This window comes from Litoribrevibacter euphylliae, from assembly GCF_042646085.1.
GTDB lineage: Bacteria > Pseudomonadota > Gammaproteobacteria > Pseudomonadales > Litoribrevibacteraceae > Litoribrevibacter > Litoribrevibacter euphylliae.
On the sequence record NZ_JBHRSZ010000009.1, the window covers coordinates 182814 to 206709 of the forward strand.

Annotated in this window: 19 protein-coding genes and 1 pseudogene; 9 read left to right on the plus strand and 11 right to left on the minus strand. The window is 45.5% G+C overall.

Annotation, left to right across the window (positions count from 1 at the left end):
* Nucleotides 1-71 precede the first annotated feature (71 nt).
* On the plus strand, nucleotides 72-1220 hold the full coding sequence (locus tag ACFOEK_RS20050; protein ID WP_386723268.1) for a putative solute-binding protein: 1149 nt from the start codon (nucleotides 72-74) through the stop codon (nucleotides 1218-1220).
* Nucleotides 1217-3379 carry a TRAP transporter large permease subunit gene (locus tag ACFOEK_RS20055; protein ID WP_386723269.1) on the plus strand — a complete coding sequence of 721 codons (2163 nt, stop codon included), beginning with the start codon at nucleotides 1217-1219 and terminating at the stop codon, nucleotides 3377-3379. The genes ACFOEK_RS20050 and ACFOEK_RS20055 overlap by 4 nt, the downstream gene beginning before the upstream one ends.
* A gap of 79 nt (nucleotides 3380-3458) precedes the next feature.
* Here the strand turns inward: ACFOEK_RS20055 and ACFOEK_RS20060 are convergent, their stop codons facing one another.
* The 10 genes and pseudogenes from ACFOEK_RS20060 to ACFOEK_RS20105 form a co-directional block, all read right to left on the minus strand.
* Entirely contained in the window at nucleotides 3459-4067 is a 609-nt protein-coding gene (locus ACFOEK_RS20060) for a MarC family protein (RefSeq protein ID WP_386723270.1), read from the minus strand.
* Nucleotides 4068-4182: 115 nt separating this feature from the next.
* Nucleotides 4183-4596 (minus strand): PaaI family thioesterase, encoded by a 414-nt coding sequence (locus tag ACFOEK_RS20065; protein WP_386723271.1) that lies wholly within the window; start codon nucleotides 4594-4596, stop codon nucleotides 4183-4185.
* Nucleotides 4597-4677: 81 nt separating this feature from the next.
* Nucleotides 4678-5484 (minus strand): substrate-binding periplasmic protein, encoded by an 807-nt coding sequence (locus ACFOEK_RS20070; protein WP_386723272.1) that lies wholly within the window; start codon nucleotides 5482-5484, stop codon nucleotides 4678-4680.
* 32 nt (nucleotides 5485-5516) lie between these two features.
* Nucleotides 5517-5924, minus strand: coding sequence for a hypothetical protein (locus ACFOEK_RS20075; RefSeq protein ID WP_386723273.1), 408 nt, complete (start codon nucleotides 5922-5924; stop codon nucleotides 5517-5519).
* Nucleotides 5925-6037: 113 nt separating this feature from the next.
* A pseudogene (locus ACFOEK_RS20080) lies at nucleotides 6038-6298 on the minus strand (2OG-Fe(II) oxygenase); the annotation flags it as partial.
* Between the two features lie 36 nt (nucleotides 6299-6334).
* The gene (locus ACFOEK_RS20085; RefSeq protein ID WP_386723274.1) at nucleotides 6335-6586 is read right to left on the minus strand and encodes a hypothetical protein; all 252 of its coding nucleotides are present in this window, start codon (nucleotides 6584-6586) and stop codon (nucleotides 6335-6337) included.
* A gap of 122 nt (nucleotides 6587-6708) precedes the next feature.
* Complete coding sequence (locus tag ACFOEK_RS20090) at nucleotides 6709-6951, minus strand: hypothetical protein (RefSeq protein WP_386723275.1); 243 nt, start codon at nucleotides 6949-6951, stop codon at nucleotides 6709-6711.
* A gap of 76 nt (nucleotides 6952-7027) precedes the next feature.
* Nucleotides 7028-8074 carry a quinone-dependent dihydroorotate dehydrogenase gene (locus ACFOEK_RS20095; protein WP_386723276.1) on the minus strand — a complete coding sequence of 349 codons (1047 nt, stop codon included), beginning with the start codon at nucleotides 8072-8074 and terminating at the stop codon, nucleotides 7028-7030.
* A 155-nt stretch (nucleotides 8075-8229) separates the two neighbouring features.
* A complete protein-coding gene (locus ACFOEK_RS20100; protein WP_386723277.1) occupies nucleotides 8230-8457 on the minus strand; it encodes a DUF2835 domain-containing protein in 228 nt (75 codons plus the stop codon).
* A gap of 55 nt (nucleotides 8458-8512) precedes the next feature.
* Nucleotides 8513-13306 (minus strand): NAD-glutamate dehydrogenase, encoded by a 4794-nt coding sequence (locus tag ACFOEK_RS20105; RefSeq protein WP_386723278.1) that lies wholly within the window; start codon nucleotides 13304-13306, stop codon nucleotides 8513-8515.
* Between the two features lie 271 nt (nucleotides 13307-13577).
* Between ACFOEK_RS20105 and ACFOEK_RS20110 the strand changes: the two genes are divergently transcribed.
* The 7 genes from ACFOEK_RS20110 to ACFOEK_RS20140 are packed head-to-tail and all read left to right on the plus strand — an operon-like array spanning nucleotide 13578 to nucleotide 22435.
* Nucleotides 13578-14534: an AAA family ATPase gene (locus ACFOEK_RS20110; RefSeq protein WP_386723279.1), complete on the plus strand. Its 957-nt coding sequence runs from the start codon at nucleotides 13578-13580 to the stop codon at nucleotides 14532-14534.
* A gap of 15 nt (nucleotides 14535-14549) precedes the next feature.
* Nucleotides 14550-15671, plus strand: a complete 1122-nt coding sequence (locus tag ACFOEK_RS20115) for a DUF58 domain-containing protein (protein ID WP_386723280.1) — start codon at nucleotides 14550-14552, stop codon at nucleotides 15669-15671.
* Nucleotides 15671-16216, plus strand: coding sequence for a DUF4381 domain-containing protein (locus ACFOEK_RS20120; protein ID WP_386723281.1), 546 nt, complete (start codon nucleotides 15671-15673; stop codon nucleotides 16214-16216). The genes ACFOEK_RS20115 and ACFOEK_RS20120 overlap by 1 nt, the downstream gene beginning before the upstream one ends.
* Nucleotides 16213-17271: a VWA domain-containing protein gene (locus ACFOEK_RS20125; RefSeq protein WP_386723282.1), complete on the plus strand. Its 1059-nt coding sequence runs from the start codon at nucleotides 16213-16215 to the stop codon at nucleotides 17269-17271. The genes ACFOEK_RS20120 and ACFOEK_RS20125 overlap by 4 nt, the downstream gene beginning before the upstream one ends.
* A complete protein-coding gene (locus ACFOEK_RS20130; RefSeq protein WP_386723283.1) occupies nucleotides 17271-19370 on the plus strand; it encodes a vWA domain-containing protein in 2100 nt (699 codons plus the stop codon). Before ACFOEK_RS20125 ends, ACFOEK_RS20130 begins: the two co-directional genes overlap by 1 nt.
* 27 nt (nucleotides 19371-19397) lie before the next feature.
* Nucleotides 19398-21143 carry a BatD family protein gene (locus ACFOEK_RS20135; protein ID WP_386723284.1) on the plus strand — a complete coding sequence of 582 codons (1746 nt, stop codon included), beginning with the start codon at nucleotides 19398-19400 and terminating at the stop codon, nucleotides 21141-21143.
* Nucleotides 21144-21178: 35 nt separating this feature from the next.
* Nucleotides 21179-22435, plus strand: coding sequence for a transglycosylase SLT domain-containing protein (locus tag ACFOEK_RS20140; protein WP_386723285.1), 1257 nt, complete (start codon nucleotides 21179-21181; stop codon nucleotides 22433-22435).
* A 77-nt stretch (nucleotides 22436-22512) separates the two neighbouring features.
* On the opposite strand, the gene ACFOEK_RS20145 is transcribed toward ACFOEK_RS20140, so the two are convergent.
* Nucleotides 22513-23787 (minus strand): serine hydrolase domain-containing protein, encoded by a 1275-nt coding sequence (locus ACFOEK_RS20145; protein WP_386723286.1) that lies wholly within the window; start codon nucleotides 23785-23787, stop codon nucleotides 22513-22515.
* Nucleotides 23788-23896: the final 109 nt, after the last annotated feature.

Consider the following 23896-nt stretch of genomic DNA (forward strand, 5'->3'; position numbering starts at 1 on the left):
ATACTCTCTTCAACCCGTTAGGCTCTAAACCATAACAACAACTATAAACCGAACGATATAAAGAGCCGATCATGACAAATCAACAACTGTTCTCTGCGGGATATTTCTTTGGGTACTTTTCTAAGTGTTTTACAGGTTACTTTCGTACCAATTCTAGGCGCAACCCCACAGGCTACTTTCGACAATCTTGGCTTCTGGCAACCCTGCTGATTTCGAGTGCGGCACTCTTAATTTCATTCCCTTCATCAGCCGCCATAGAATCAAGAGCGCAAGACCAGCCGATCCAAAGCACTAACATGTGCCTGTATGATCTGATTGGTCAGAATGGCCCAATGACGTCTGTTATGAAGGATTACCAAACGCAAGCGCTGAACTGGGGCGTTCATATTGAGTTTAAACATTACGCCAGTGATCGCTTGGCGTTGGAAGACTTTCAGTCCGGCCATTGTGACTTGGTAAACCTACCCGGTATTCGAGCACGCAGCTTTAATCATTTCACCGGCACACTGAATGCCATTGGCGCCATTCCTGACTACCAACACCTTAAACTCATTTTAAATACCTTATCGTCACCCAAGGCCGCTAAGTTCATGCAGCAAGACGAGTATGAGATCGCCGCGATTGTTCCAACCGGAGCGCTCTTCGGGTTTGTGATAGACAAAGAACTTAGCCACCCAGATAAGCTCTCCGGCAAGAAGATTACCGTCTTAGACAACACCCCGGAAACCAAGTATTTAATTGAACAAACCGGACTTATACCCGTACCTTCCACCATCAACAACGCCATTCAAAAGTTCAACAACCACTTGGTCGATATTACAGGCGCTCCGGCTGTGGCCTTTGAATTATTGGAAATGCATCGTGGGCTAGAACCCGATGGCGGCATCATCAATTGGCCACTTCACCAAAGCACCATGCAGTTGGTCATTCGAAAATCCAAACTCCCTGAATCTTTCGGGCAACTGTCCAGAAGCTACGTACAACAGCAACTTGAACACAGCTTTGAGTTACTGAATACCTTCGAACAGAACATCCCGGCTAAATATTGGATTGCGGTGAACTCAGATATCAAGGAGAAATGGAGCGAGAAGCATCGCGCATCCCGCCTACACCTTAGAAACCAAGGCATTTATCACCCAACGGCACTGACGTTGTTCAGAAAAGTACGTTGCAAATTAACCCCATCGTTAACCGAATGCTCCGCCAATAATAAAGAATGAACCATACACACCTCTCCTCTAATACCTTGCAGTTTTTGGGAGGGCTAGCACTAAGCTGTGTCCTCTTAATCGGCATTTCCAGCGGCTTGCAAGAACGCCTCTTCAGTCTCGGCAGTTACTTGTGGCCAAACTATGCTGAGCTATCGACAACAAGGTCTGACGCGACGGATCATCCTTCATGTAATCCATCCGCGTTAACCAGTGAGGAAGATCAACTTCTTCTGGATGACTTGCTCGGCGCCACTGAAACAGAGCCGCTCTCCACCTCAACTCCCCAGCACTGCGTTGAGCCCTCCGTTGCCAGCCATCAGACAAACTCCTATGAGGATCCAGCCTATCCAGAACAATCAAACGCACACTGGCTGAAAGGCTTAGAACAAAATCTGCAATCACTCAATTTATGGCTAACCGGGCATCAATCACTCATCCTATCTGTCTTCATTCTGGTTAGCTTGCTCTCAGCTACTCGACATAAAAAACACTTATGCCTTGCTCCAGACGAACAAAGATCTAAAACATCGCTGATCGCTCAAATCCTGAGTAGCTTACTGATCACACACGATTGTTTTGAATATGCCCTGCACCTGTTAAATAGAAACTATCTGAGCGACAACGCCTACGCCTATTTACTTCTGGCCCTCGCATTTGGCTTAAACGCTTTGTTGTGCTGTTACTATCTAGCCATTGCTCAACCCTTAGATAAAACCCCAGTTCGATCCAAACGAGTCATACGAACACTAAAATCCATCCCCATCTACAGCTGGATGATTCTTCTATCGGTCGCATTGGATAAGGAACGAACCGATCACGAACTGGCGCTCCTAATCGGACAGATCTATGAGATGCCATTGGTGTATTTACAAATTGGCTTGTACATCTGGTTAGGCATGTTGATCAAACACAGTAAGTTGGGTGAGACCGTCATAGATTTGGTTGTATGCCTGGCCCGGAAACCACAAACCATTGCCATCTGTTTAGTGGCGTTCATGGCAATACCAACGGCCTTCACGGGTGCATCCGGCATCATCATTCTGGCCATGGGCGGCTTGGTGTATCAAAGCCTTAAGAAGCTACCATTGAGACGGCAATTTATCTTAGCCATTACCGCCATGACCGGTAGCACTGGGGTAGTTCTTGCTCCCAGCTTGTTGATTGTTGCCATCGCCTTTCTAAATAAAGAAGTCACCACGGGAGAACTGTTCTATTGGGGCAGTTTTGTATTTGGCCTAACACTGAGTCTCTTGATCCTCATAGTAAAACTGCTGCCCGCGCCTACCATTAATCAAACACGAACGGTTACTGATTGCGCTAATACAAACAGAGCCAATACAGACCCTACTAATACAAACATCACTAAAACCGCTACTAAAACATCAGCTGTCTTTAGAGCATGCCTTCCCTACCTACTAACAGGCACAACAATTACTCTCGCTTTGCAGTTTTTGTTTGGGCTTTCGTTCAACGAGTTCACTGCGCCCTATTTTTTGATTCTCTTACTGCTTGGCTTATTAGTGATGGAAAGCTTCAGTGATCGAAAACACACCCGGCACAAGCCAATCAGTTCACATGAAATCAGATTTACTAAAACAACGTTCACTAATACAACATACACCAATACAACCTTCACCAAGGTAAGAAAGGCGATTGCAGAAAGTTTCGAACACAGCGGTGCTATTTTGCTCGTGATGTTCTGCTCTTACTCTCTGGGGAATACGTCTTTTAATCCTGGCTGGCTCGATAGTCTAGCGTTGAATGGTGTATCGCTGTTCAGCACACTGAGCATGTTGCTTATCCTGTTGATTGTGATCGGAATGATCCTAGACCCGTTTGGGGCACTGATTCTGGTCAGCATGACACTGGCACCCTTTGCCTATGAACAAGGCATCAACCCCATTCATTTTTGGATGATCACATTGGTCGCTTTCGAACTGGCCTATGTCACACCACCAGTGGCAATGAATCACTTACTAACACGACAACAAGTGTCAGAATCCGAATGGTTCCAGTTAGATACCATAGAATCAGATACCATGGAATCAGAGACAACGGCATCAGGAATACGAAGTTTCTACCTAAAACATGAACGAGTACTTCTTCCAATATTGGTGTTAGGAAGCAGTCTCTTAATAGTGACCTTTGTGCCTATTTGGTTTTATTGAGTGCCACTTATGGCCGTTCCACCATCTCGCACTAAACACACACCACTGCTTAACACGCATCACTACTTAACAAGAAACGTTACAACTTAAAGTAATTGCTAATCCCCGCAAGGGTATTGGTAGTCGCCACAGCCGCAAGAATAAGCCCCATCACCCGGCTCACTACACTCGCGCCAGCATTACCAATAAACCGATGAATACTGCTCGCCATAAGCATCAGAATCAGAGTAAGAAATACCACCGACATCATAACAGCAGAAATCTGGACCTGTTGCCAAAGGCCTACCTTGGTATTTTCAGTCATCAAAACCGCAGCGAGCATAGCACCCGGGCCTGCAATGGAAGGAACCGCAAGAGGAAAAATAGCAGTTTCATGATGACTTTCAGCCAAACGAGTTTCCTCTTCTGGCTTACTCTCACCAAATATCATGGACAGCGCAAACAAAAACAGCACAATGCCACCGGCTATTTGGAATGCCGATAACGGAATCGACATAGCCGATAGAATTAACTCGCCCGCGGCCACAAAAAACAGTAATACAATCGCCGCCACCCCAGTCGAGATTAAGGCAATTTTTCTTTTCGCTTTTGTGTCATACCCTCTGGTTGCAGCAATAAATACCGGAACCGTTCCCACCGGGTCAATAACAGCAAAAAATACGATGAAGGTTGCTAAGAAATCGATCATTTAAGTCTCTAAAATGTGTAGTACATGTCTTTATACAACGATCGAAGCTCTAAACAGCAACGATTGCTGAGCCCCGATACTATTGAGCCTGGATACTATATAGCAAAACACTGAATCAGCTAGTTTTATTCGCTTTGCTAATCGTCCCCTGAGCAACAGCAACCAAAACTTCATTATCATCTTTGATAGCGAATACCTTACAATCACATACGGCCTGCGTCTTTCCTGATGAAATTACCATGGCCTTCGCTACCAGTTTTTCACCGATGGCCGGGCGAACATAATTTATTTTGTATTCAGAGGTCACACTGTCACCCAGTACCGAACCTCCGGCATAGGTCAGACAATTATCCGCTAAATAACTGACAACCCCACCATGAACAAAACCATGTTGCTGCTTGAGATCATCCCTGACCAACACACTTATTTCAGCTCTTTCAGGTTCAAATAAGGTTAACTCTGCCCCAATCAACTGACTAAACGGTTGAGCCGCTAAAATCGACTTTCCGAATGCAAATAAATCATCCATTTTCTTTCTCTCCCTGAATCATGGTCTTCCAATATGTTCAACACTAAATAAGAAATTAACTTATCAACTCGATAAATGCAGTTATTTCTTGTTGTTCATACCTAACCCATAACGAGCCTTGATCTCATCTAATCGACCAGAGACCTTGAGCTGAGTAATGCCTTGATTAACAATCCCTACCAGTTTTTCAGCAGATGGATTATTCACCCCAAAACCGATATTCAAAGGCAACGGCGTTTTCAAACAACCTGCCTTACGCACCTTCTTCCAGGCATTACCAGCAACTTGATCCATCAAATACGCCATAACCGATTCATGCTCAACGAGAACCTTGATCCGTTTAGCAAGCAGCATATTTACGTTGGTTATTCCAGCTGTATCCCCTACACGAACATCAATAGCTGTTGAACCTTGTCTCTTAGTCTGAGCAAGATACTGATCAAACTCACCATTGGCATAACCGTAACTATCAATCACAGTAACTGTCACCGCTGATAGTGATTCAATACCTTCAAGCTTCCAGTCATCATTAATGTGGGTATAAAGACAAGCCCGAGATGACACAATGACCTCACTCATCATTAACTGATCAGTGATGGCAGGCGCATAGATGCCATCGACCTGACTCTTACTTACCAACATCATCACTCTATTGAGTGGTATCAAAGGCGACTCTAGACGCATACCCACGTTTTCGAATATCTCATCCGCCACGTCAACCAAAAGCCCACCATCTATCTCTTGATCGTCGCCACAAATAAAGGGGCACCAGATATCAGAAGCAATCGAAACGGATTCTTCTGCGGCTACTGAGTCAGATAAAAGCAGGAAACCACTAAGCAAACAAGCAATAAAGAAAACGTGGCTACCGTGAAAGTGACCTTTCATTGAATGAATTCCGTTTTACTTAATGGGTATGATTAACAACCGGACTTACCTCGTTCAACCGCATAGGCAGCCCCACCAATATTGACCCGTCCATTAGCTTGAAGATAAATGGGGAATGCGCCTTGCTCCCCTCTGTCCGTTTTGTAGGTTAAATAGGTGATTGAATTTAAGGATTGAACGTCCCAAATGCCTGTCACCGTGTTATTGGATGCGCCTCCCGCTGTCCCCGGCACAGACCAACTTCCCTCTTTGTAATAGGAATAACGACCGTTTCGACAAAAATTGATAATCGTCAGTGTACTGTTTGAGCTTATGGCTGAACCGGAATAAGACGTTAGCCGAGAACCTGCCAACCCTGACTTCCATTGATCAACAATGGAATTAGCATTGGCGAGGAAAGAGGCAAAGAATAGAAGAACCACACACAACACTTTTTTCATAGTTACACACTCTGAAAATAAGCCTGAACGGCGTACTACTAACTGTAGCAGTGTGTGGTGGTGATGTCGGAAACTATAGCTTTTAAGCCTAATAGCCTCCGATCAAATAACAGTTATGGACTTTCTCGATACATTACGTCAGTACGTAAAACGTATTTGGTTCCATTCTCTACGTTAACCGTCCTGTGACGCAACTTATGAGGAAACACAAGCGCCATACCTAATTTGGGGTAAATCTTTTCCCACGCAAATTCGGTATAACCAAGCTCGAAATCATCACTTAAGTAAATGAGGAAAGAGAGCATACTTTCTTCTGTTGCATTACGAATATATGAGCCATCTTGATGCCACTTAAAGTAGTGATTGTCTCGATATCGGTAAAAACGAAAGCGTTCATTAAAACCGGTGAGTCACCAGCCATGTAAAGAAGCAGGTAAAAAGCCTTTAGCCCTCTGAAAAAGAGCATTAGCTAATTCTGTATCATCGAATATCACACGATCATTATTTCGAATTTCTTTATTGATCTCTGGGCCTGAAATAGCGTTTATTGTAGCAACTTCATACCCTCTGCTTTCACTATCATGAATGTACGCATCACACTCTTTCTTTGATAAGAAGTTTTCTATTGTGAAAACCCCTGCACCAAATTTTTGGATTTTCATCATTATCTCCATAACACTTTTTGGACATATGGAATGATCCTTTTAATGCAATCAACTTCCACAGTTTAAATTCCGTTTAAGAGGTCTAACTCATTGAATACAAATAGTTCATTCGGCTAATTCTAAGCATTGAAAGTTAGCCTTCGTGTTTTTTCAGAAGCACTTAGTAAATTCTCAACTTGAATTTTCGCTTCAGGATTCAGGTCAGTGTATTCATCTTCTAAATATTCAACTACGTCATCAGCATCCCAAGGCCCAAGTGATGCCTTGTAGCCTTCATATTCATCCTGTATTTCCCGCCAAGACTTATACTCTACTTTAGAGATCAACATAGAGTCTTCAAGAAAAATTATTGTGATATTCATAATTCTTTACAGATAAAGAGTACAAAAAAGCCAGCACTCAGTACTGGCTTTCAGAACACTCAGATCAGTTACGATCTTAGCCTTTGGCTTGTATCAACGCACGCCTTGCTTCGTTTACGCCTTCTGCAGCTTGTTTGATTAACGCAGGGCCTTCATAGATGAAGCCGCTGTAGATTTGAACCAAGCTGGCACCGGCTTCGATTTTCGCCGCTGCGGTTTCTTTGTTGGTGATGCCGCCTACACCAATGATTGGCAGCTTACCATCCAACACTTTTGATAGTTTCTGTGTCACTTCTGTGGAAGATTCAAACACAGGTGCACCACTCAAACCGCCCTGCTCATTGCCGTATTGAAGGTTTTCAACTTTGTCGCGAGCAATGGTCGTGTTGGTTGCGATCACACCGTCGATTTCGTGCTTCACAAGCGTTTCGGCAACCCACTCAACACCAGCGTCGTCCATGTCTGGCGCGATTTTTACTGCAATCGGTACATAACGATTGGCTTTACCTGCAAGTTTGGTTTGCTCTTCTTTGACTGCAACGATTAGAGATTCAAGAGAATCGCCCATTTGCAGGTCACGTAGCCCTGGAGTGTTTGGGGAAGAGATATTTACAGTCACGTAGGAGGCGTGATCATAGACTTTCTGCAAGCACTTCACGTAATCACTGTTCGCGTCTTCTACAGCAGTATCGAAGTTCTTACCGATATTGATGCCCAACACACCTTCAAACTTGGTTTTCTTAACTCGTTCAACCAAGTAATCAACGCCTTTGTTATTGAAACCCATGCGGTTGATGATGCCTTGCGCTTCTGGCAGTCGGAACATACGAGGCTTAGGGTTACCCGGTTGCGGTCTTGGAGTCACTGTACCAATTTCGATAAAGCCGAAACCAAGCGCGGCTAAGCCGTCAATGCAGTCACCGTTTTTATCCAAGCCAGCCGCTAGACCCACCGGATTCGGAAATTCGATACCCATCGCTTCTACCGGATTAAACGGAATATTTTGGTCCATCAAACCAGCAATCCCCATTCGGCTCATCGCTTGTAAACCTTCTAAGGACAATTCGTGAGCGGTTTCCGGAGACAGTTTAAACAGCAGAGAACGCAAGGCAGGATAAATCATTAACGGTTTTCCTAGTGTGTGATTTGGAAATTGGGCGTTATTTTAGCCATTTCTTCAGGCTTTTACACGTTACATCAAGGACAGAACGCATATTTATTCAAAAGTGCTGTTGTTATTTAAAAGACATGGCCTTTACTCAAAATCGCTTATGACGCTTAAAGCCTTTCTATTCGATCGAACTTGCCATCCGGCTTAAAGAAGATGCAGAACGTACCCTGAATACCTGTACGAGTTACGAAAGGTTGAAGGATACTCGCCGGAAAACGAACCGAGCGACCATCGATACTGGTCGCCAAAACGGTGCGCGCCGTTCCCGTATACCAATAGGTATACTCTTCCGGCGAGATGTTCAATTTAACGATGATGTGATTAGCCCCTTTCATGGGGCTAAAGATTACTATAGAAATTTAAAAAATTTAACTATTTCAAATAGGTAATCTAAACGTGAGCCAAATTACTTAACTCCCGCATGGCTACGGTAAACATAGCCAGTTCAGGTTTGTCGGCATTATTCACTTCATCCAGTAAGGACAACCAACGCTGAACCAGTGGGCTTGATTCATCAAACCAATTCACCAAGCACATTTTCACATCACTTTCGGCACCTTCAGGCGCTTCGCAATTCATAATATGAATCAGCAAGGCTTTTTGCTGCCAATCCATATCATCCATCAGAGCTTCGCGCGCCAGCCCTTGCCAATGGTTACCCACTTCAAGGCCATTGATTTGCTGGATAAACCAGTGCAGCCCCAACTTCTCGCGAAGCTTGAAGAACAACCCTGCGGTAGTATCCACATCGGTGTTTGTTTCTCTGGCTGCATCACAAATAGTAAGCGCACCGTAAAGCGATGGCGTGCCAGTGACAAATCGAGCAAGTGCTTCAGGCACACCGGATTCGATGAACTCTTGTTTCTGGCTCATCCATTCATCACGAACGGTATCACTGAGGTGATCGTCCAAGTGATCAAACAAGGAATCCATCACAGGACGATAGGTACTAACTACCTGCTCCAACGGCAGATCCAGATTGGTGTTACGTAAGAACCAGCGGGTTGCACGACGAATCAAACGCATCAATCGCTCATGGCAAACAAACTGCATTTTGCTGTTGACCGTGTGATCCAAATCATCAATGGCTTGCCACCATTCACGTAAACGGAAAACATCACGCGCCACAATGAAGGCTTTGGCAATTTGACCGTCTGGTAATCCCGTTGAATTACGCATGCGGTGAACAAACAAATCGCCCATCAGGTTAACGATTTCATTCGCCAATTGCGTCGCAACGATTTCACGATTCAAGCGCAACGACATGATTTGCTCGTAGTATTTCTCTTGTAAGCGCTCAGGGAACTCCTGAAGCGCTTCTTTTAACACGTACGGATCATCAAAACCTTCAGCATCAGCTAAGGTGTCTTTGAGTTCATTTTTCGCATAGGAGATCACCACAGAGAGTTCTGGTCGAGTTAACCCTAGTTCCTGCTTACGGCGTTCGTCCATAACTTCGTTATTCGGTAAGGATTCAAGATCACGATCCAAACGACCACTGTCTTCCAGATGAGCCATAAAGCGCATGTACTCGTTAACCTTAGCGAAATTACGTTGAGATGCATTAGAAATAGACGTGGCCTGACGGTAGTTGTTTTTCAGCACCAAATGCGCCACTTCATCCGTCATGTCCACCAGCATGTCATTGCGCTGTTTTAAGGTCAGCTCGCCTTGCTCCATCAAGTGTTGAAGCAGGATCTTGATATTGACCTCATGGTCAGAACAGTCCACACCACCAGCATTGTCGATAGAGTCGGTGTAACATGCGCCGCCATTCAAGGCGTACTCAATACGACCTTTTTGAGTGAAGCCAAGGTTACCGCCTTCACCAATGACTTTAGCTCGTAGCGACTTACCATTGATACGAACGGAATCATTGGCTCGATCCCCGACCTTCACATTAGTCTCTTCGGACGATTTCACGTACGTTCCGATACCGCCGTTCCAGAGAAGATCGACTTCGGCTTTCAACAAATGCTGAATCATATCGTTCGGTGACAGACGATCTGCTTTAATACCAAAGACGTCTTTCATCTCCGGTGTGATCTTGATCCATTTAGCAGAACGGGAATAGATACCACCGCCTTGGGAGATCAAATTCGCATCGAAGTCTTCCCAGGTAGAACGCGGTAGATAGAACATGCGTTCACGTTCAACAAAGCTCTTTTCCGGGTCCGGGTGTGGGTCGATAAAGATGTGCATATGGTTGAACGCAGCCACCAGCTTGATTGCCCGCGAACGCAACATGCCATTACCGAATACATCGCCGCCCATATCACCAATGCCTACAACGGTGATGTTATCTTTCTGAACATCAATCCCCTGTTCACGGAAGTGACGCTGAACCGAAACCCAAGCACCACGGGCGGTAATTCCCATTTTCTTATGGTCGTAACCGTCGGAACCACCGGAAGCAAAGGCATCCCCTAACCAGAAGCCATAACTGATGGCAATCTTATTGGCGATATCCGAAAAGGTCGCCGTCCCCTTGTCGGCGGCAACAACAAGATAGGTATCATCTTCGTCCCAACGAACAACATCCGCAGGTGGTTTCACTTCTCCTTCCACAAGGTTGTCAGTGATGTCTAGCAAACCGCTAATGAAGTGCTGATAACAAGCAATGCCTTCGTTCTGGAATTCATCTCGAGTCATTGCAGAAGACAGCTTCTTAGCAATAAAGCCACCTTTCGCGCCCGCAGGCACAATCACCGCATTTTTAACTTGCTGCGCTTTTACTAAGCCTAAAACTTCTGTTCGATAGTCTTCAGGACGATCTGACCAACGCAAACCACCCCGTGCAACACGGCCACCACGCAAGTGCACCCCTTCGACTCGTGGCGAGTAAACGAAGATTTCAAACATTGGTCGCGGTAACGGCATGTCCGGAATCGATGCAGGTAGGAACTTGAACGACAAATACGGGCGTGCCAAACCATCGCCATTGCGAATGAAGGCATTGGTACGTAAGGTTGCCGAAATTAGATCGATATAGCGTCTTAAAATACGATCTTCATTTAGGTTCGATACGTCTTCCAGTTCTTTAAGAATTTCTTCTTTCAGAGCCTCTGCTTTGTCTTTGTTGGTTAGCTTAGGGTTGAACTTAAGATCAAACAGCTTAACCAGCTTTTGAGTGAGGCCCTGATGGTTAGCTAACGTCGTACTGATGTAAGTTTGAGAGAAGCCAAAACGAATCTGCTTCATGTACGCGGCATACGCACGCAGCACATTCACCTGGAAGGTATTTAATCCACCTTTCAGCACCAGTTCGTTAAAGGTATCGCTGGTGATTTCCCCTTCCCACACGCGATAAATGGTTTCTTCGAAGTTTTCGCGAACCTGTGGAACATCCAGCTCATAATCTTCTTTGGTACGCATACGGAAATCATGCAACCAAACGATTTCTTCATCTTTCGGATGGACCTTATAGGGATGCTCGCCTAGCACATGCAAGCCCATTTGTTCCAACATCGGCATCACATCCGAAAGTGGTAACGGGCTGTTGCGTTTGAACAAACGTAATCTCAGCTGATGATCTTCATCTTCAGGCGAACGATAGAAGCTGATTGCCAGTGGTTTGCCTTTGTCCAACTCGCGGATATGCTCAATATCGGCCACTGCGGTTCTAGGGTGGAAATCCGATTTATAGCCGGCTCTGAACGCCTCTCCGAAACGAAGCGCAAGTGCACTGCCCTTTTCTTCACCAAACTGGTCGATCAAGGCGTGGTCGAGATCATCTTCCCAATCGGAACAGGCCCGGATGACTTTCTGTTCCAGCTCTTTCGCATTCGGTGCAGCTTTTTTGGAAGAATCCAAACGGACAATGAAGTGTGTTCTTGCCAGAATGGATTCGGAGAAATAAGTCGTAAACTCAATATCAGTGGCATTGTGCTCTTCCACCAAAATATTCTGAATGCGCTCTCGCAATTCAGTGGAATACAAATCCCGAGGCATATAGAGCAAACAGTTCGAGAACATGCCGAATCGGCCCTGACGAACGAACAGACGAATCTTACGACGTTCACGGATTTGCAGTACACCCACTGCAATTTCTCCCAGTTCTTTTACGCTGGACTGGAAGAGTTCATCACGAGGATAGACCGCCAGAATACGCAACAGCATATTGCGTTCTTGCATGTTGCCGTGTTCGACAAAGCTATCGCAAATGCTTTCTACTTTGTTGCGTACAATAGGTATGGTCGACGGATCGGCCGTATAGACTTCCGACGTATACACCCCCAAAATCCGAGCTAACCCAATCAGCTTTCCTTTCTCATCAAAGCGCTTAACGATAATGTAGTCTGGATACGCCGGACGATGTACATGCGAACGCACACCGGATTTAAGGAATTGCAGAATCGGACTGCCATAAACCTCTTTTAGATCTTTTCCTAAGCAGAATTCAATTTCCTGCTCATCACGACGATAGTGTTTCAACAAGCCTAACTGATTCGCTCTCTGACGCTTTAGCGTGTTGGTTTTTTCATCGTAGCCGTATTCGTCATAACCTAAGTAGGTGAAATGATTGTTATCCAACCACGACAAAAACTCACACGCTTCTTTTTGATCTTTCTTGGTCAAACCTTTGACAGACTGATTAATCTCTTCAGAAATATCGGTGACCTTGTCACGCATGCTCTTGTAGTCATGCACACACGACTCAACGTCGTTAAGAATCTTAGACAGCGACTTCTGAAGCTCAGTCAGTTGTTTTTTAGCGGTGTGGCGATCCACTTCCAGATGAATAATGACTTCTTTATCTATATTGTCATTTTCTGGTGGATTCCAGGATTTCAGCAGCTTGTTGTCATCCCGTTGTGTTGCAATCAGGTTGTAATAGATTGAGTGAATCGTAATGTGCCGACGGTTTAACTCCATTCGCATGGAATCAATCATGAACGGCATATTCTGACCCAACACTTGGATAATCGTGTGCGTCGACTGCCAAGCGTTCTGTTCGTAATCTGGATTAAACACTCGGATTTTGAAGTGATTATCCTCAAAATCCTGGATAAATTGCCAAGTATCTAACACCAAACCGTATAAATCAGAGGGTTTAAGTACTTCTATATCTTCCCTTGGTGCACTTCGAATAAAGTGTCTGCCAAATGCCTCAACCTCTTGGCACTTTTTCCCTTGAAGTCGTTCCTGAACAATTTCAGCAAACTTATCCAATGTTCTTTCCACGAATCTTGCTCCAATACACGCAAATTTCAATTACGACTGTTCGACGGAACCCTTGATCCAGTCTCCTACAAGGCCAACTGTCCAACGTTCAACCAATTTCTAAAGGTTAGACCAAATACACTGATTTAAAAGAAAATTGTTATGAACTAAACGGTTGTAATCTTGGTCACAGTCCTTACATTAGGACAATAAAGTAGAATCTTTCTTGGCTGAGTAAACCTAAATAATTATTCAGTCGATCATTCGTTGATAAAAAATACAAAGAATCCCTATGGCTCAAGCTAACTTTAAAGACGCTCAAAATTATTTAAGCAATCAAATTCTAGGTCAGGAACAACTCGTCAATCGTCTTCTTATCTGCCTGATCTGCGGTGGTCATCTTTTGGTTGAAGGTGCTCCCGGCCTGGCAAAAACCAAAGCCATCAAAACCCTTTCAGATTTACTCGAAGGCGATTTCCAAAGAATTCAATTTACCCCTGATTTATTACCGTCTGATATCACAGGCACGGAAATCTACCGTTCACAAACCTCTACGTTCGAATTCCAGAAAGGCCCGATTTTTCACAATCTGGTTCTGGCTGATGAAATCAACCGCGCACCAGCAAAAGTTCAGGCGGCATTGCTTGAAGCGATGGCCGAAAAACAAGTGAGTGTGGGCAGCAAAACCTACCCGCTTGATGAATTGTTCATGGTGATGGCAACACAAAACCCGATTGAGCAGGAAGGCACATATCCTCTGCCAGAGGCTCAGTTAGACCGCTTTCTGTTGCACTGTAATGTGGATTACCCCAATGCCGAACACGAGAAACAAATTTTACGTTTGGTTCGAGGCGAACAAACGGCAGAATTTCCAAAACCGGAGGTACTGCTGACCAAAGAGGCAATCTTCACTGCACGTAAAGACATTGCAGAACTGCACATGTCAGATGCCGTTGAGGATTACATTGTGCATCTCACCATGGCGACCCGAACGCCAGAGAAATACGATTCAGATCTGGCTCATTGGATCGAATACGGCGTCAGCCCTCGTGCCACTATTGCTTTGGATCAGGTGTCTCGTGCACACGCATGGTTGAACGGCCAGGACTTTGTGGCTCCGGATAACGTCATCAGTGTTCTACCGGATGTATTCAGACATAGATTGCTGCTGACCTATGGTGCCCAAGCCGAGCACATAGTCACGGACATGGTGATTGATAAGATCATTGATTCTGTACCAGTCGCTTAGTAGCTGAATGTGCGTATGTTATTCGACATTTTTAACAAGCATAAATCGGTAGATTCGTCGGTTTCAGCGGAATCGAGCGCCAAACATGCTTCGACTGTGGGTTATTCTTCTGGCTACACTCCTAGCCATAAACAAGGCGAAGCCGAAGACCTGTCGGCCAAAGGCCCTTATGTCACTAAGGAAACCCTGCTGAGACTTGCCACCGTGGGCAGCAAGATCAATCTTGCCAAAGCCACCTATGCGTTGAGCCGGAACTCAGGCACACACCACTCCAATCAACGTGGTCGTGGTATGGAGTTTCTGGAGTCTCGTCATTATCAGCCTGGCGATGACATTCGCAGCATTGATTGGCGAGTCACCGCGCGTACTGGTAAAACCCACACAAAAGTGTTCGCAGAAGAACGTGAGCAACCGGTTTTTGTGCTTTGTGATCAAAGCCCTTACATGTTCTTTGGCAGTCAAGTGCGATTCAAGAGCGTTCAAGCCGCTAACCTTGCAAGCCTGATTGCATGGAGCAGCTTAAAACAAGGCGACCGATTTGGTGGGGAGATCTTAGGCGAGTCTGGCCAGTCCGAGCTTTTCAAATTATCAAGAAACCGTTCTCGTCTGTTGCAGTTTCTTGAAAAAACCACAGAGATGAATCAGAAGCTCAATAACCACTGCTCAGCCAATTACACGACGCTGGCTGAAAAGCTTCATCAGCTAAGATACATGATCACCCCAGGCACGCGGTTGTATATTTTATCGGATATTTACGCTTTCACTCCAAATGCCTTGAAAGCCTTAGGTCAGATCTCAGCGCATACGGAAATTACTCTATTTGCAATTAATGATCCGTTAGAAATAGAGCCGCCCTGCACTGGGCAAACACGTATCAGCTTAGGTGGCCAGGTACTCTCAGTCGTTCTATCAAAACATCAGCAAGAACGCATTCTCGATCATTATCAGGAACACTATCAGCAGGTAGTGAGCTACTTAAACAATTGGAATATTCCATTGATTCAGGTAAGTACGACGGATAATCCAGTGGATTTATTTAACGCCAGGGCCAGCAAACATCGCGGCCAATCCAAGGGCGCTTCTAACACTCAATCCTCTGCAGGCACATCCACGAACACATCAGGAGGCAATCGATAATGAGCTCACTTGCCTCAATGCCTCAAGGGTTTAACACCGCGCAACCCGGTACACCCGATCTAACTGAAGTTTTCGGTGAAATTATTGAATCCCCTGCTATCGATTCCAGCCCTTTCGTTTGGCCACCTGCGCTGGGCTGGTGGCTAATAGCAGCCTGTTTGCTGGTTGCAATCTTTTTTGTGGCTAAGAAAACCAAACAGGTTCTTAGGAAACGAGCAGAATATCACTATCTAAGTTCTGCGATAGACTCGTTAACGGTTCCTAGTGACTCTGCGCCTGAAACCGACAAAACGGAATTTATTAAGCAACTGAATCGAGCCTTAAAAGCCATTGCCATCGAAAAATACGGTCACTCCCAAGTAGCGCCATTGTCTGGCGAAAGTTGGCTAACCTTCCTGGATCGCAGTGGCAACTGCAATCACTTTAAAAACGGTGCAGGTAAAGTATTCGGCCAAGGGTTATATCAAAAAGAACGTCCGAAATCCCCCGATCTAACCCATCTAAAAGAAGTCTGTATTCTTTGGTGTAAGGAGGTTTGCCAATGACATTTGCATGGCCTCTCGCCCTTCTGTTATTACCTCTTCCGCTGCTGTTTTGGCGTTATCAAAAAACGGTCGAAGACAACACCCAAGCACCTATTTATGTGCCTGGCGCCAGCCAATGGCAACTCGGTAATGCCCAAGTCTCTGGCAGAGTGTCTTCGGCAGCTCAAGCCAAATGGATCATGATCTTTATGATTGCCAGCTGGATTTGCTTCATTGTTGCATTAGCAAGACCACAGTGGGTTGGCGACCCTATTCCTCTTCCCGCGCAAGGACACGATCTACTGCTAGCCGTCGACCTTTCCGGTAGTATGGACCTGGAAGACATGGTCTATCAGAACAAGCGTCTAAATCGACTAAACACAGTAAAACTGGTGGTTCGTGACTTCCTGAAAGAGCGTCAAGGTGACCGGGTTGGACTGGTGGTGTTTGGCGATGCTGCCTTTATCCATACCCCAGTGACACGCGATTTAGAATCTGTCAGTAAGCTATTGATGGAAGCGCAAGTTGAAATGGCCGGGCCAAACACCGCCATCGGTGACGCCATTATTAAATCCACCGATGTCTTGCGTGATCAGCCTGAAGAAGCTCGTATCATGGTGCTTCTCACCGACGGTGCCAATACTGCAGGTGAAATCCAACCCCTGCCTGCCGCTGAAATTGCCGCCAAGAACGGCATTAAAATTTATACCATTGGTATCGGCGCAGACAGCATGACCCGAAGCAGTCTGTTTGGTTTATTTAATAACACGGTTAACCCGTCCAAAGATTTGGACGAAAAAACGCTGAAAGCCATCGCAAAGACCACATCAGGTTTGTATTTCCGAGCAAAGAACCCCGAGCAATTGGAAAGTATTTATCAAAAGATCAATGAGCTAGAACCTATTGATCAGGACGAACAGTTTATTCATCCCGTTAAAGAATGGTTCTATTGGCCATTGGCCGTGTGTTTTGCACTCTATTTATTGGCCTTCAGCATCAAATATTTTGATCAGATCGCCGAACGCTTCAACCGATTCACTTCTCCGCAAGCCAGTAGAGACGGAGGAAATCAGTGATGGATACGCTATTCGATTCATTCCATTTTGCACGACCACTTTGGTTCCTAGCCATTATCCCTGCAGCACTTGCGCTTTATTACTTCATTAATCAGGTCAGAAGTGCTCAGCTTTGGAGCAAACACATTTCTCCTGAGCTACTGAGCCAATTGACGGACAAGCAAACCGGCACAGGCAAGTCATTAATGTTTGCCGGTTTAATGTCTGCGCTACTGTTACTGCTTATTGTTGCCCTCGCTGGCCCGTCGATGAAATCCGAGAACGTTCAAACCCTGCAAACGGATGATACGCTCGTTATCATCATGGACTTATCGCTATCCATGATGGCAGAAGACGTAGCACCTTCTCGTTTACAGCGCATGAAATTCAAGCTTCAAGACTTGTTAGAAAAACGCCAAACCGGCTACACCGCTCTGGTCGTTTATTCTGGTGATGCCCATGTGGTTGTCCCTCTGACGAAAGATTCTGACACCATTCAGCATTTAGCCAAATCCCTCTCGCCGTGGATGGTGCCATCCAAGGGCAGTCGACTACATCGAGCGATGGAAGAAGCAAACAATCTGCTCCAAGCCTACCCTGGCAGCAACAGCCGTATTTTGCTTTTTACGGACGAGATTTCTGAGCAACAGCTCGACAAGACCCTGTCCATTGCAAAGTACCCAACGTACGTGATTGGCGTGGGTACACCGTCTGGCGCGCCGATTCCCCTGCCGGATGGAAAACTACTGAAAGACAATAAACAAAACATCGTTGTCACCAAGTTCATTGAAGAGCAGCCTAAAACGCTGGCAAAAGAAACCGGCGGTAGCTTCAATATGTTGTCCGTGGATGACTCAGATATCTCCGACGCCTTATCATTCAAACCGGATCGCAAAGAATCTCAGGAAGATTTACAAAAACTGGCGGCTGTTAAAGATTACGGCTATCTCCTGCTGATCCCGGCATTCTTTATGATGTTGCTTTCCTTCCGTAAAGGCTGGCTGCTGGCATTAGGCTTAATCATCCTGCAACCCGTCGATACTTACGCAGCGCAAGCCAATACTTCGACAACAGAACCAAGTGTCTCAAGTCCAAAATACGAAAGTTCAGTTTGGGATCAGCTCTGGTTAAATGAATCTCAGCAAGCTCAGAAAGCCTATGACATGAAAAACTACGCTACTGCAGCGAAGTTGTTTGATGATCCCATCAAAAAAGCCGATGCCTATGCCAAAAACAAACAATGGCAGGACGCAGAATCCGCCTACCAAGGCTTACCTTCGGCGACCGCCAAATACAATTTGGCAAACGTCCAGGCAAAGCAACAGAAGTGGGAAGACGCCGAAAAGAGCTATGACCAAGCCATTGAAGCGGCTAAAGCAGAAAATCGTCAAGATATCCTAGAGCGAGCTCAGAAGGATAAAAGCATCATTGAACAAATGAAGCAGCAACAGCAAGCTCAAAATAATCAGCAACAAAATGGTCAGGACGGCCAAGATAATCAGAACAAAGATCAGCAAAGTGGTGAAAATCAAAACGGCCAAGAAGGTGATCAGAGCCAGAACAACCAAGGCTCAAATCAAGATCAGTCTGATGCTTCGGAGCAGAATAGCAATAACTCAGAGAATCAGCAGAGCTCTCAAGAAAACTCTCAACCAAATTCTCAACAAGGCTCGCAAAACGACTCTGAACAAAATCAAAGCTCAGAACAGCAATCTCAGTCTTCACAGCAAAATCAGGGTGCGTCAGATCAAGAATCTCAATCTGGGCAAAGTGATGCAAACTTGAATGAGCAACAAGCCCAAAGCGCTGCTGAGAAAGCGGAACAAAACCAGGACGCCATGAGCCAATCGCAATCCGACGCGCAAGCATCAGAAGACGAAGACGTTTCTGGTCAAGCCACTCAAGCAATGCAGGACGACGATCAACAAGGGGTTGAGGATTTCGGCAAGACACAAGCCATTTCCCCCACGATGGAACCAAGCCCTGAAGACGTTGAAGAACAGAAGTACCAACAGATTCTAAGGAAGGTTCAAACAGACCCTTCCATCCTTTTGGAAAACAAGTTCAGAATTCAGCATTACCAGCGGAATAAACCTGAAAACGAAGCCCAGGTCTGGTAATGAACTATGGATAGGTATAACAAGGCTATGAAAACGCTCAAACTAAAAAAAACGCCACAACAAACAGCAAGCGTCTTCCATCGAGCAGTCCTGCTGATGGCATCCTTATGCCTGCTGATGCTCAGCTCTCTTGCTTCAGCACTTGAAGCGCGGGTCGACAGAACCACCCTACCTTTGAACGAAACGCTTCAATTGGAACTCTCAGGAAGCTTCAGTGCATTTAATCTCAGCATTGATTTATCGCCACTGGAAAAAGACTTCCGAGTGCTCGATAACCGTCGCAGCACTAACATGCAATACATCAACGGCAGCTTCACTGCTCAAACCACGCTAACGGTAACACTCGAACCTAAACGTGCGGGTATCCTAACGATTCCGTCAATCAGCATAGAAGGCGAAAGCAGCAAAGCCATTGAGCTAAAAGTCACCAAAGCCAACAACTCCATTTCAGCCGATCCTAATCAGGCATCACCTGTCGACATTGAAGTTACGCTGGATAATCCAGACACCTGGGTTCAGGCTCAGATGTTGCTCAAGATAAAACTCTTCCAGTCCGTCGAACTTTATAATCTCGAATTACTGGGCGTGAAAGAGCTTCAACAAATGGGGCTGACCGTTGAAAAGATTGGTGAAAACAAAACCTACCAGGCCAAGCGCAAAAACGTGACTTATCATGTTACTGAGCTTAACTACGTACTCTTTGCCGATACCCCAGGCACCTTTAAATTGCCTGAATTTATCTTTGAAGGCCAAATGCCAACCCGCGCGTCTCGTTATGGCAAGCGTTTAGAAGCACGATCAGAGGCCATTACCGTCACAGTAAAAGACGTACCGAAGGACTACCCTTCCGCAACCTGGATTCCGGCCAGAGACTTACAAATCTCGGACGATCTTGCTGACACTGTTGAACTGGAACTTGGGGATTCCCTAAACCGTAATCTGGTGGTTTCGGTTTACGGCCAGGAAGCCGCCGTCATTCCAAACATGCCAGAAATAGATTCTGACATTATCAGTGTTTATACCGATGCACCGGAGCTCAATGATCAAATCTCTCCGGAAGGCGTCACCGGCGTCAGAATGGACAACATCGCGTTAATTTCAAAGAAACCAGGCCAACTGGTATTACCTGAAATTCAAGTCCCTTGGTTCAACACAACCACAGGTAAAACCGAAGTGGCGACGCTTCCCGCTCGTACCATTAAGATTTTGGGTGCCAATGGTCAGCTGCCTGATACAACATCCAGTACTTCAGCCGCGCCTCAAGTAGCGATAGATCAAACCCCACCTCCTTTCGCAAACCAATCAGCTAGTGATGAGTTCAACAATCAATCGTCTGAGAGCATGACGGGCTCATCACCGATAGACACTAAAGAATCCATTCCAACTTGGTTCCTTCTTATCTTTGGGCTAGTGTGCGGCATCGTGGTACTCCAAACGGGTGTTATCTGGCGTCTTTATCAGAGAACACCAAATATCGAAGAAGATGAACATCAGGTCATTGCATCACAGAACTGGGACGAAGCTTTACCGGAAGACTTTGTCAGTAGCTTCAGACTGATACAGAAAGCCCTGCAAGACCATCAGTTATCCCGCGAGTCTTTGCCAGAAGCTATTCAATCTTTGATTGATCGATTCCGCGCAACGCACTATGGTTCATCTAAATCAGATGCATCATTCACAGCTAATGATCGAGAAGAATTACGTCAGCAGTTGAAACAGTTTTTTGACAAGCATTCACAACCCAATCAAGGACCGACCCTCTACCCACAATAGTTAGAGGGTGAACATAAAATCAGGATGATAAAGCTATGGCCATTGTTTCACTAAAGCACCTTGTGCCCTTTGCGCTTCTAGGCCTTACAAGCGCCACAAGCGTCAGTTACGCAACCGACGAATTTGAACAATTCAAGCAGCAACATCTTGGTGAAGCTGCTCAATATCAACAAGCTCAGGAAGATGAGTTCAAAGCCTACCTGAAAGCTTATCGCCAAGCATTTAGCGAATATAAGAAAGAGCTTGCTGAAGTTTGGGGTAACGACATTGCAGTCAGTGACGAAACCACTTGGGTAACCCACTCGGACGATCTGACGACACGAAACGAAGTGGACTTTGAACAAGAAGAGATTCGAGTCACTCTAGTCGTCGATGCAGATCTACCCGATGACAAAATCAAAGTAAAACTCACCGAAGAGTTGACCAAGATTGCCGACACTTCGGTAAACCAAGCCCAGCTGGAAGACCCAATATCGCAACGTGTACAAAAAATTGTTGAACCAAAAGCTTTAACCCCGAAACTACCGCCAGAGTACAAACCGGATCTGAAACCGGTTATTCAAATCATCGAAAAGCCCGTAAATACTCGAGACGGTAAGAAAGAAATCGAAAAGTTAGTGCAGACCGCAAAAGTCGAAATTAAGCCTGCGCCTACCCCAGTACAGACAACTAAACCAAAAGCCAAGCAGACAAAAACGACAAAGAACAAGCATCGCATTGTCATCACAGTTCCAATGTCTAAAACGGCAATATCCTCTAAGGCTGAACGCTTTAAGCAACCAATCACCAATTCAGCATCCAAGTGGAAGATAGACGACGCCTTGGTGACTGCAGTCATTCATACCGAGAGTAGCTTTAACCCAATGGCGCGTTCACATATTCCCGCCTATGGTCTTATGCAAATCGTGCCACGTTCTGCCGGGCAAGATGCATCAGCGCTCATATACGGTAATGCACGTATGCTGACAGCCAACTATTTGTATACCCCCGCTAAAAACATCAACGTTGGTGCGGCTTACTTACATATCCTAAACAGCCGTTATTTACGCAAAATTGAAAACCCGGAATCCCGTCTTTACTGCATGATCGCAGCGTATAACACAGGTGCTGGTAATGTGGCTCGGGCGTTTACTGGCACAACCTCTGTGACCAAAGCGGCACGTAAGATCAACAGCATGACGCCATTCCAGGTGTACAACCACTTATTGAGAAATCTACCGCACAAAGAAACGAAGGATTATTTGGAACGCGTCAGCTCCAGATATGAAGCCTATAAGAAAGGGACTTTGTAACAGGTTTTCAGTAGACCTAGAAAAAGCCCGAACGCCAAAGAAATGATGGCGTTCGGGAAACGCTCAAGCAACTGCCCTTAAATCTCAGACTCACTCGATTCAACACGATCTGAAACAGACACTGTTTCACTCGCTTGCTCTGCCATCAACGAATTAGCAATGGCTCTAAAGGCTTCAACCGTTTCCAACGCCGACTCGAAGTTATTATCCATAAAATGGGTATTCGCTGAGTTTTTCACGATCACCACATTGGCCTTTTGGTTAACGTAGATGAACTGATCGTAGACCCCTATCGCCATAAACTCTTGGTCTGCATTCACGGGCAACCACCACTGATACCCATAACCAAGTACAAGATCTGCGGTATCACGCTTTCCAGGCATCAAATGTGGTGCATCCGGTGTCACAGAGGCACGAACCCAGTCGTAAGGCACCAACTGCTTACCCAACCACTTACCGTTATCCAGATACAGTTTGCCGAACTTAGCAAAGTCACGAGTACGCATGTTCAAGCCACCTAAAACCATAGGCTCGCCTGCCGAGTCAACAATGTAATGAGTGCTGGCTTCAGGGCGTAATGGCGTCCATAGGTTGGTATTGAAGTATTCTTCGATGGACTGCCCTGTCGCACTTCTGAGCACCATGCCAAGAACATGTGTATCCATGCTCACATAATGCATGTAAGTTCCCGGCTCACGCTCGTTATGTAGGCTTGCGGCAAACTCATCAAACGAACCACCCAGTGCCATTAGACGACCAAAGCGGTTAATGTCGGAATTGAAGTCTTGATAGTCTTCGTTGAAATGCACACCACTGGACATCTGCAGTACGTTCTTGATGCTTACCCCATCGTAACCACTGCCCTTCAGCTCTGGCACATAGTCAGTAACGGCTTGATCCAGACTCTTAATCTCACCTTTTTCTAACGCAATCCCAAACATTGCAGATAGAAACGATTTCGCCACAGACCAGGAAATGCGTTTGTCTTCAGCGTTAGTTCCCTGATAGTAAGATTCATGAGTAATCTTATCGCCTTGCAGAACTAACAACGCCGTTGTACTGGTGCGATCCAGAAAGCTATCCAGAGAGATTTTTTCGCCATTGTAGACATAGTTCAATGGCAGCGGTTTCTCGTTCTTAGGGAAAGAGAACGGCGCTAATTCGCCCTTAATTTCTTTGGTATCGAACAGCTGATCCATCTGAACAAAGTTTTCTACAATCACATCCTCTTCGAACAAAGTAACCACGTTATACAGTTGAGTGACCTTCCCCCAATTGAATGCAGCCAGTATTAACACCACAGCCGATAGCAGTCCTAAAAGAGACGCACTGAGTTTGATGACTTTAGCCATATCTACCCCCAAAAGTTGTTTTTTATATTTATCACTTGATAAATCAATATAAACTTATCAAATGATAAATCAACTATTTTTTAAATTAGATCTATATTTATCATTACTT

What these genes read in the sequence shown, in the direction of transcription:
- ACFOEK_RS20085 (WP_386723274.1), bottom strand. Translation starts at nt 6,586, where the DNA reads ATGAAAATCCAAAAATTTGGTGCAGGGGTTTTCACAATAGAAAACTTC.
- ACFOEK_RS20120 (WP_386723281.1), top strand. Translation starts at nt 15,671, where the DNA reads ATGAGCTCACTTGCCTCAATGCCTCAAGGGTTTAACACCGCGCAACCC.
- ACFOEK_RS20070 (WP_386723272.1), bottom strand. Translation starts at nt 5,484, where the DNA reads ATGAAAGGTCACTTTCACGGTAGCCACGTTTTCTTTATTGCTTGTTTG.
- ACFOEK_RS20145 (WP_386723286.1), bottom strand. Translation starts at nt 23,787, where the DNA reads ATGGCTAAAGTCATCAAACTCAGTGCGTCTCTTTTAGGACTGCTATCG.
- ACFOEK_RS20090 (WP_386723275.1), bottom strand. Translation starts at nt 6,951, where the DNA reads ATGAATATCACAATAATTTTTCTTGAAGACTCTATGTTGATCTCTAAA.
- ACFOEK_RS20050 (WP_386723268.1), top strand. Translation starts at nt 72, where the DNA reads ATGACAAATCAACAACTGTTCTCTGCGGGATATTTCTTTGGGTACTTT.
- ACFOEK_RS20140 (WP_386723285.1), top strand. Translation starts at nt 21,179, where the DNA reads ATGGCCATTGTTTCACTAAAGCACCTTGTGCCCTTTGCGCTTCTAGGC.
- ACFOEK_RS20055 (WP_386723269.1), top strand. Translation starts at nt 1,217, where the DNA reads ATGAACCATACACACCTCTCCTCTAATACCTTGCAGTTTTTGGGAGGG.
- ACFOEK_RS20125 (WP_386723282.1), top strand. Translation starts at nt 16,213, where the DNA reads ATGACATTTGCATGGCCTCTCGCCCTTCTGTTATTACCTCTTCCGCTG.
- ACFOEK_RS20110 (WP_386723279.1), top strand. Translation starts at nt 13,578, where the DNA reads ATGGCTCAAGCTAACTTTAAAGACGCTCAAAATTATTTAAGCAATCAA.
- ACFOEK_RS20130 (WP_386723283.1), top strand. Translation starts at nt 17,271, where the DNA reads ATGGATACGCTATTCGATTCATTCCATTTTGCACGACCACTTTGGTTC.
- ACFOEK_RS20060 (WP_386723270.1), bottom strand. Translation starts at nt 4,067, where the DNA reads ATGATCGATTTCTTAGCAACCTTCATCGTATTTTTTGCTGTTATTGAC.
- ACFOEK_RS20065 (WP_386723271.1), bottom strand. Translation starts at nt 4,596, where the DNA reads ATGGATGATTTATTTGCATTCGGAAAGTCGATTTTAGCGGCTCAACCG.
- ACFOEK_RS20135 (WP_386723284.1), top strand. Translation starts at nt 19,398, where the DNA reads ATGAAAACGCTCAAACTAAAAAAAACGCCACAACAAACAGCAAGCGTC.
- ACFOEK_RS20075 (WP_386723273.1), bottom strand. Translation starts at nt 5,924, where the DNA reads ATGAAAAAAGTGTTGTGTGTGGTTCTTCTATTCTTTGCCTCTTTCCTC.
- ACFOEK_RS20115 (WP_386723280.1), top strand. Translation starts at nt 14,550, where the DNA reads ATGTTATTCGACATTTTTAACAAGCATAAATCGGTAGATTCGTCGGTT.
- ACFOEK_RS20100 (WP_386723277.1), bottom strand. Translation starts at nt 8,457, where the DNA reads ATGAAAGGGGCTAATCACATCATCGTTAAATTGAACATCTCGCCGGAA.
- ACFOEK_RS20095 (WP_386723276.1), bottom strand. Translation starts at nt 8,074, where the DNA reads ATGATTTATCCTGCCTTGCGTTCTCTGCTGTTTAAACTGTCTCCGGAA.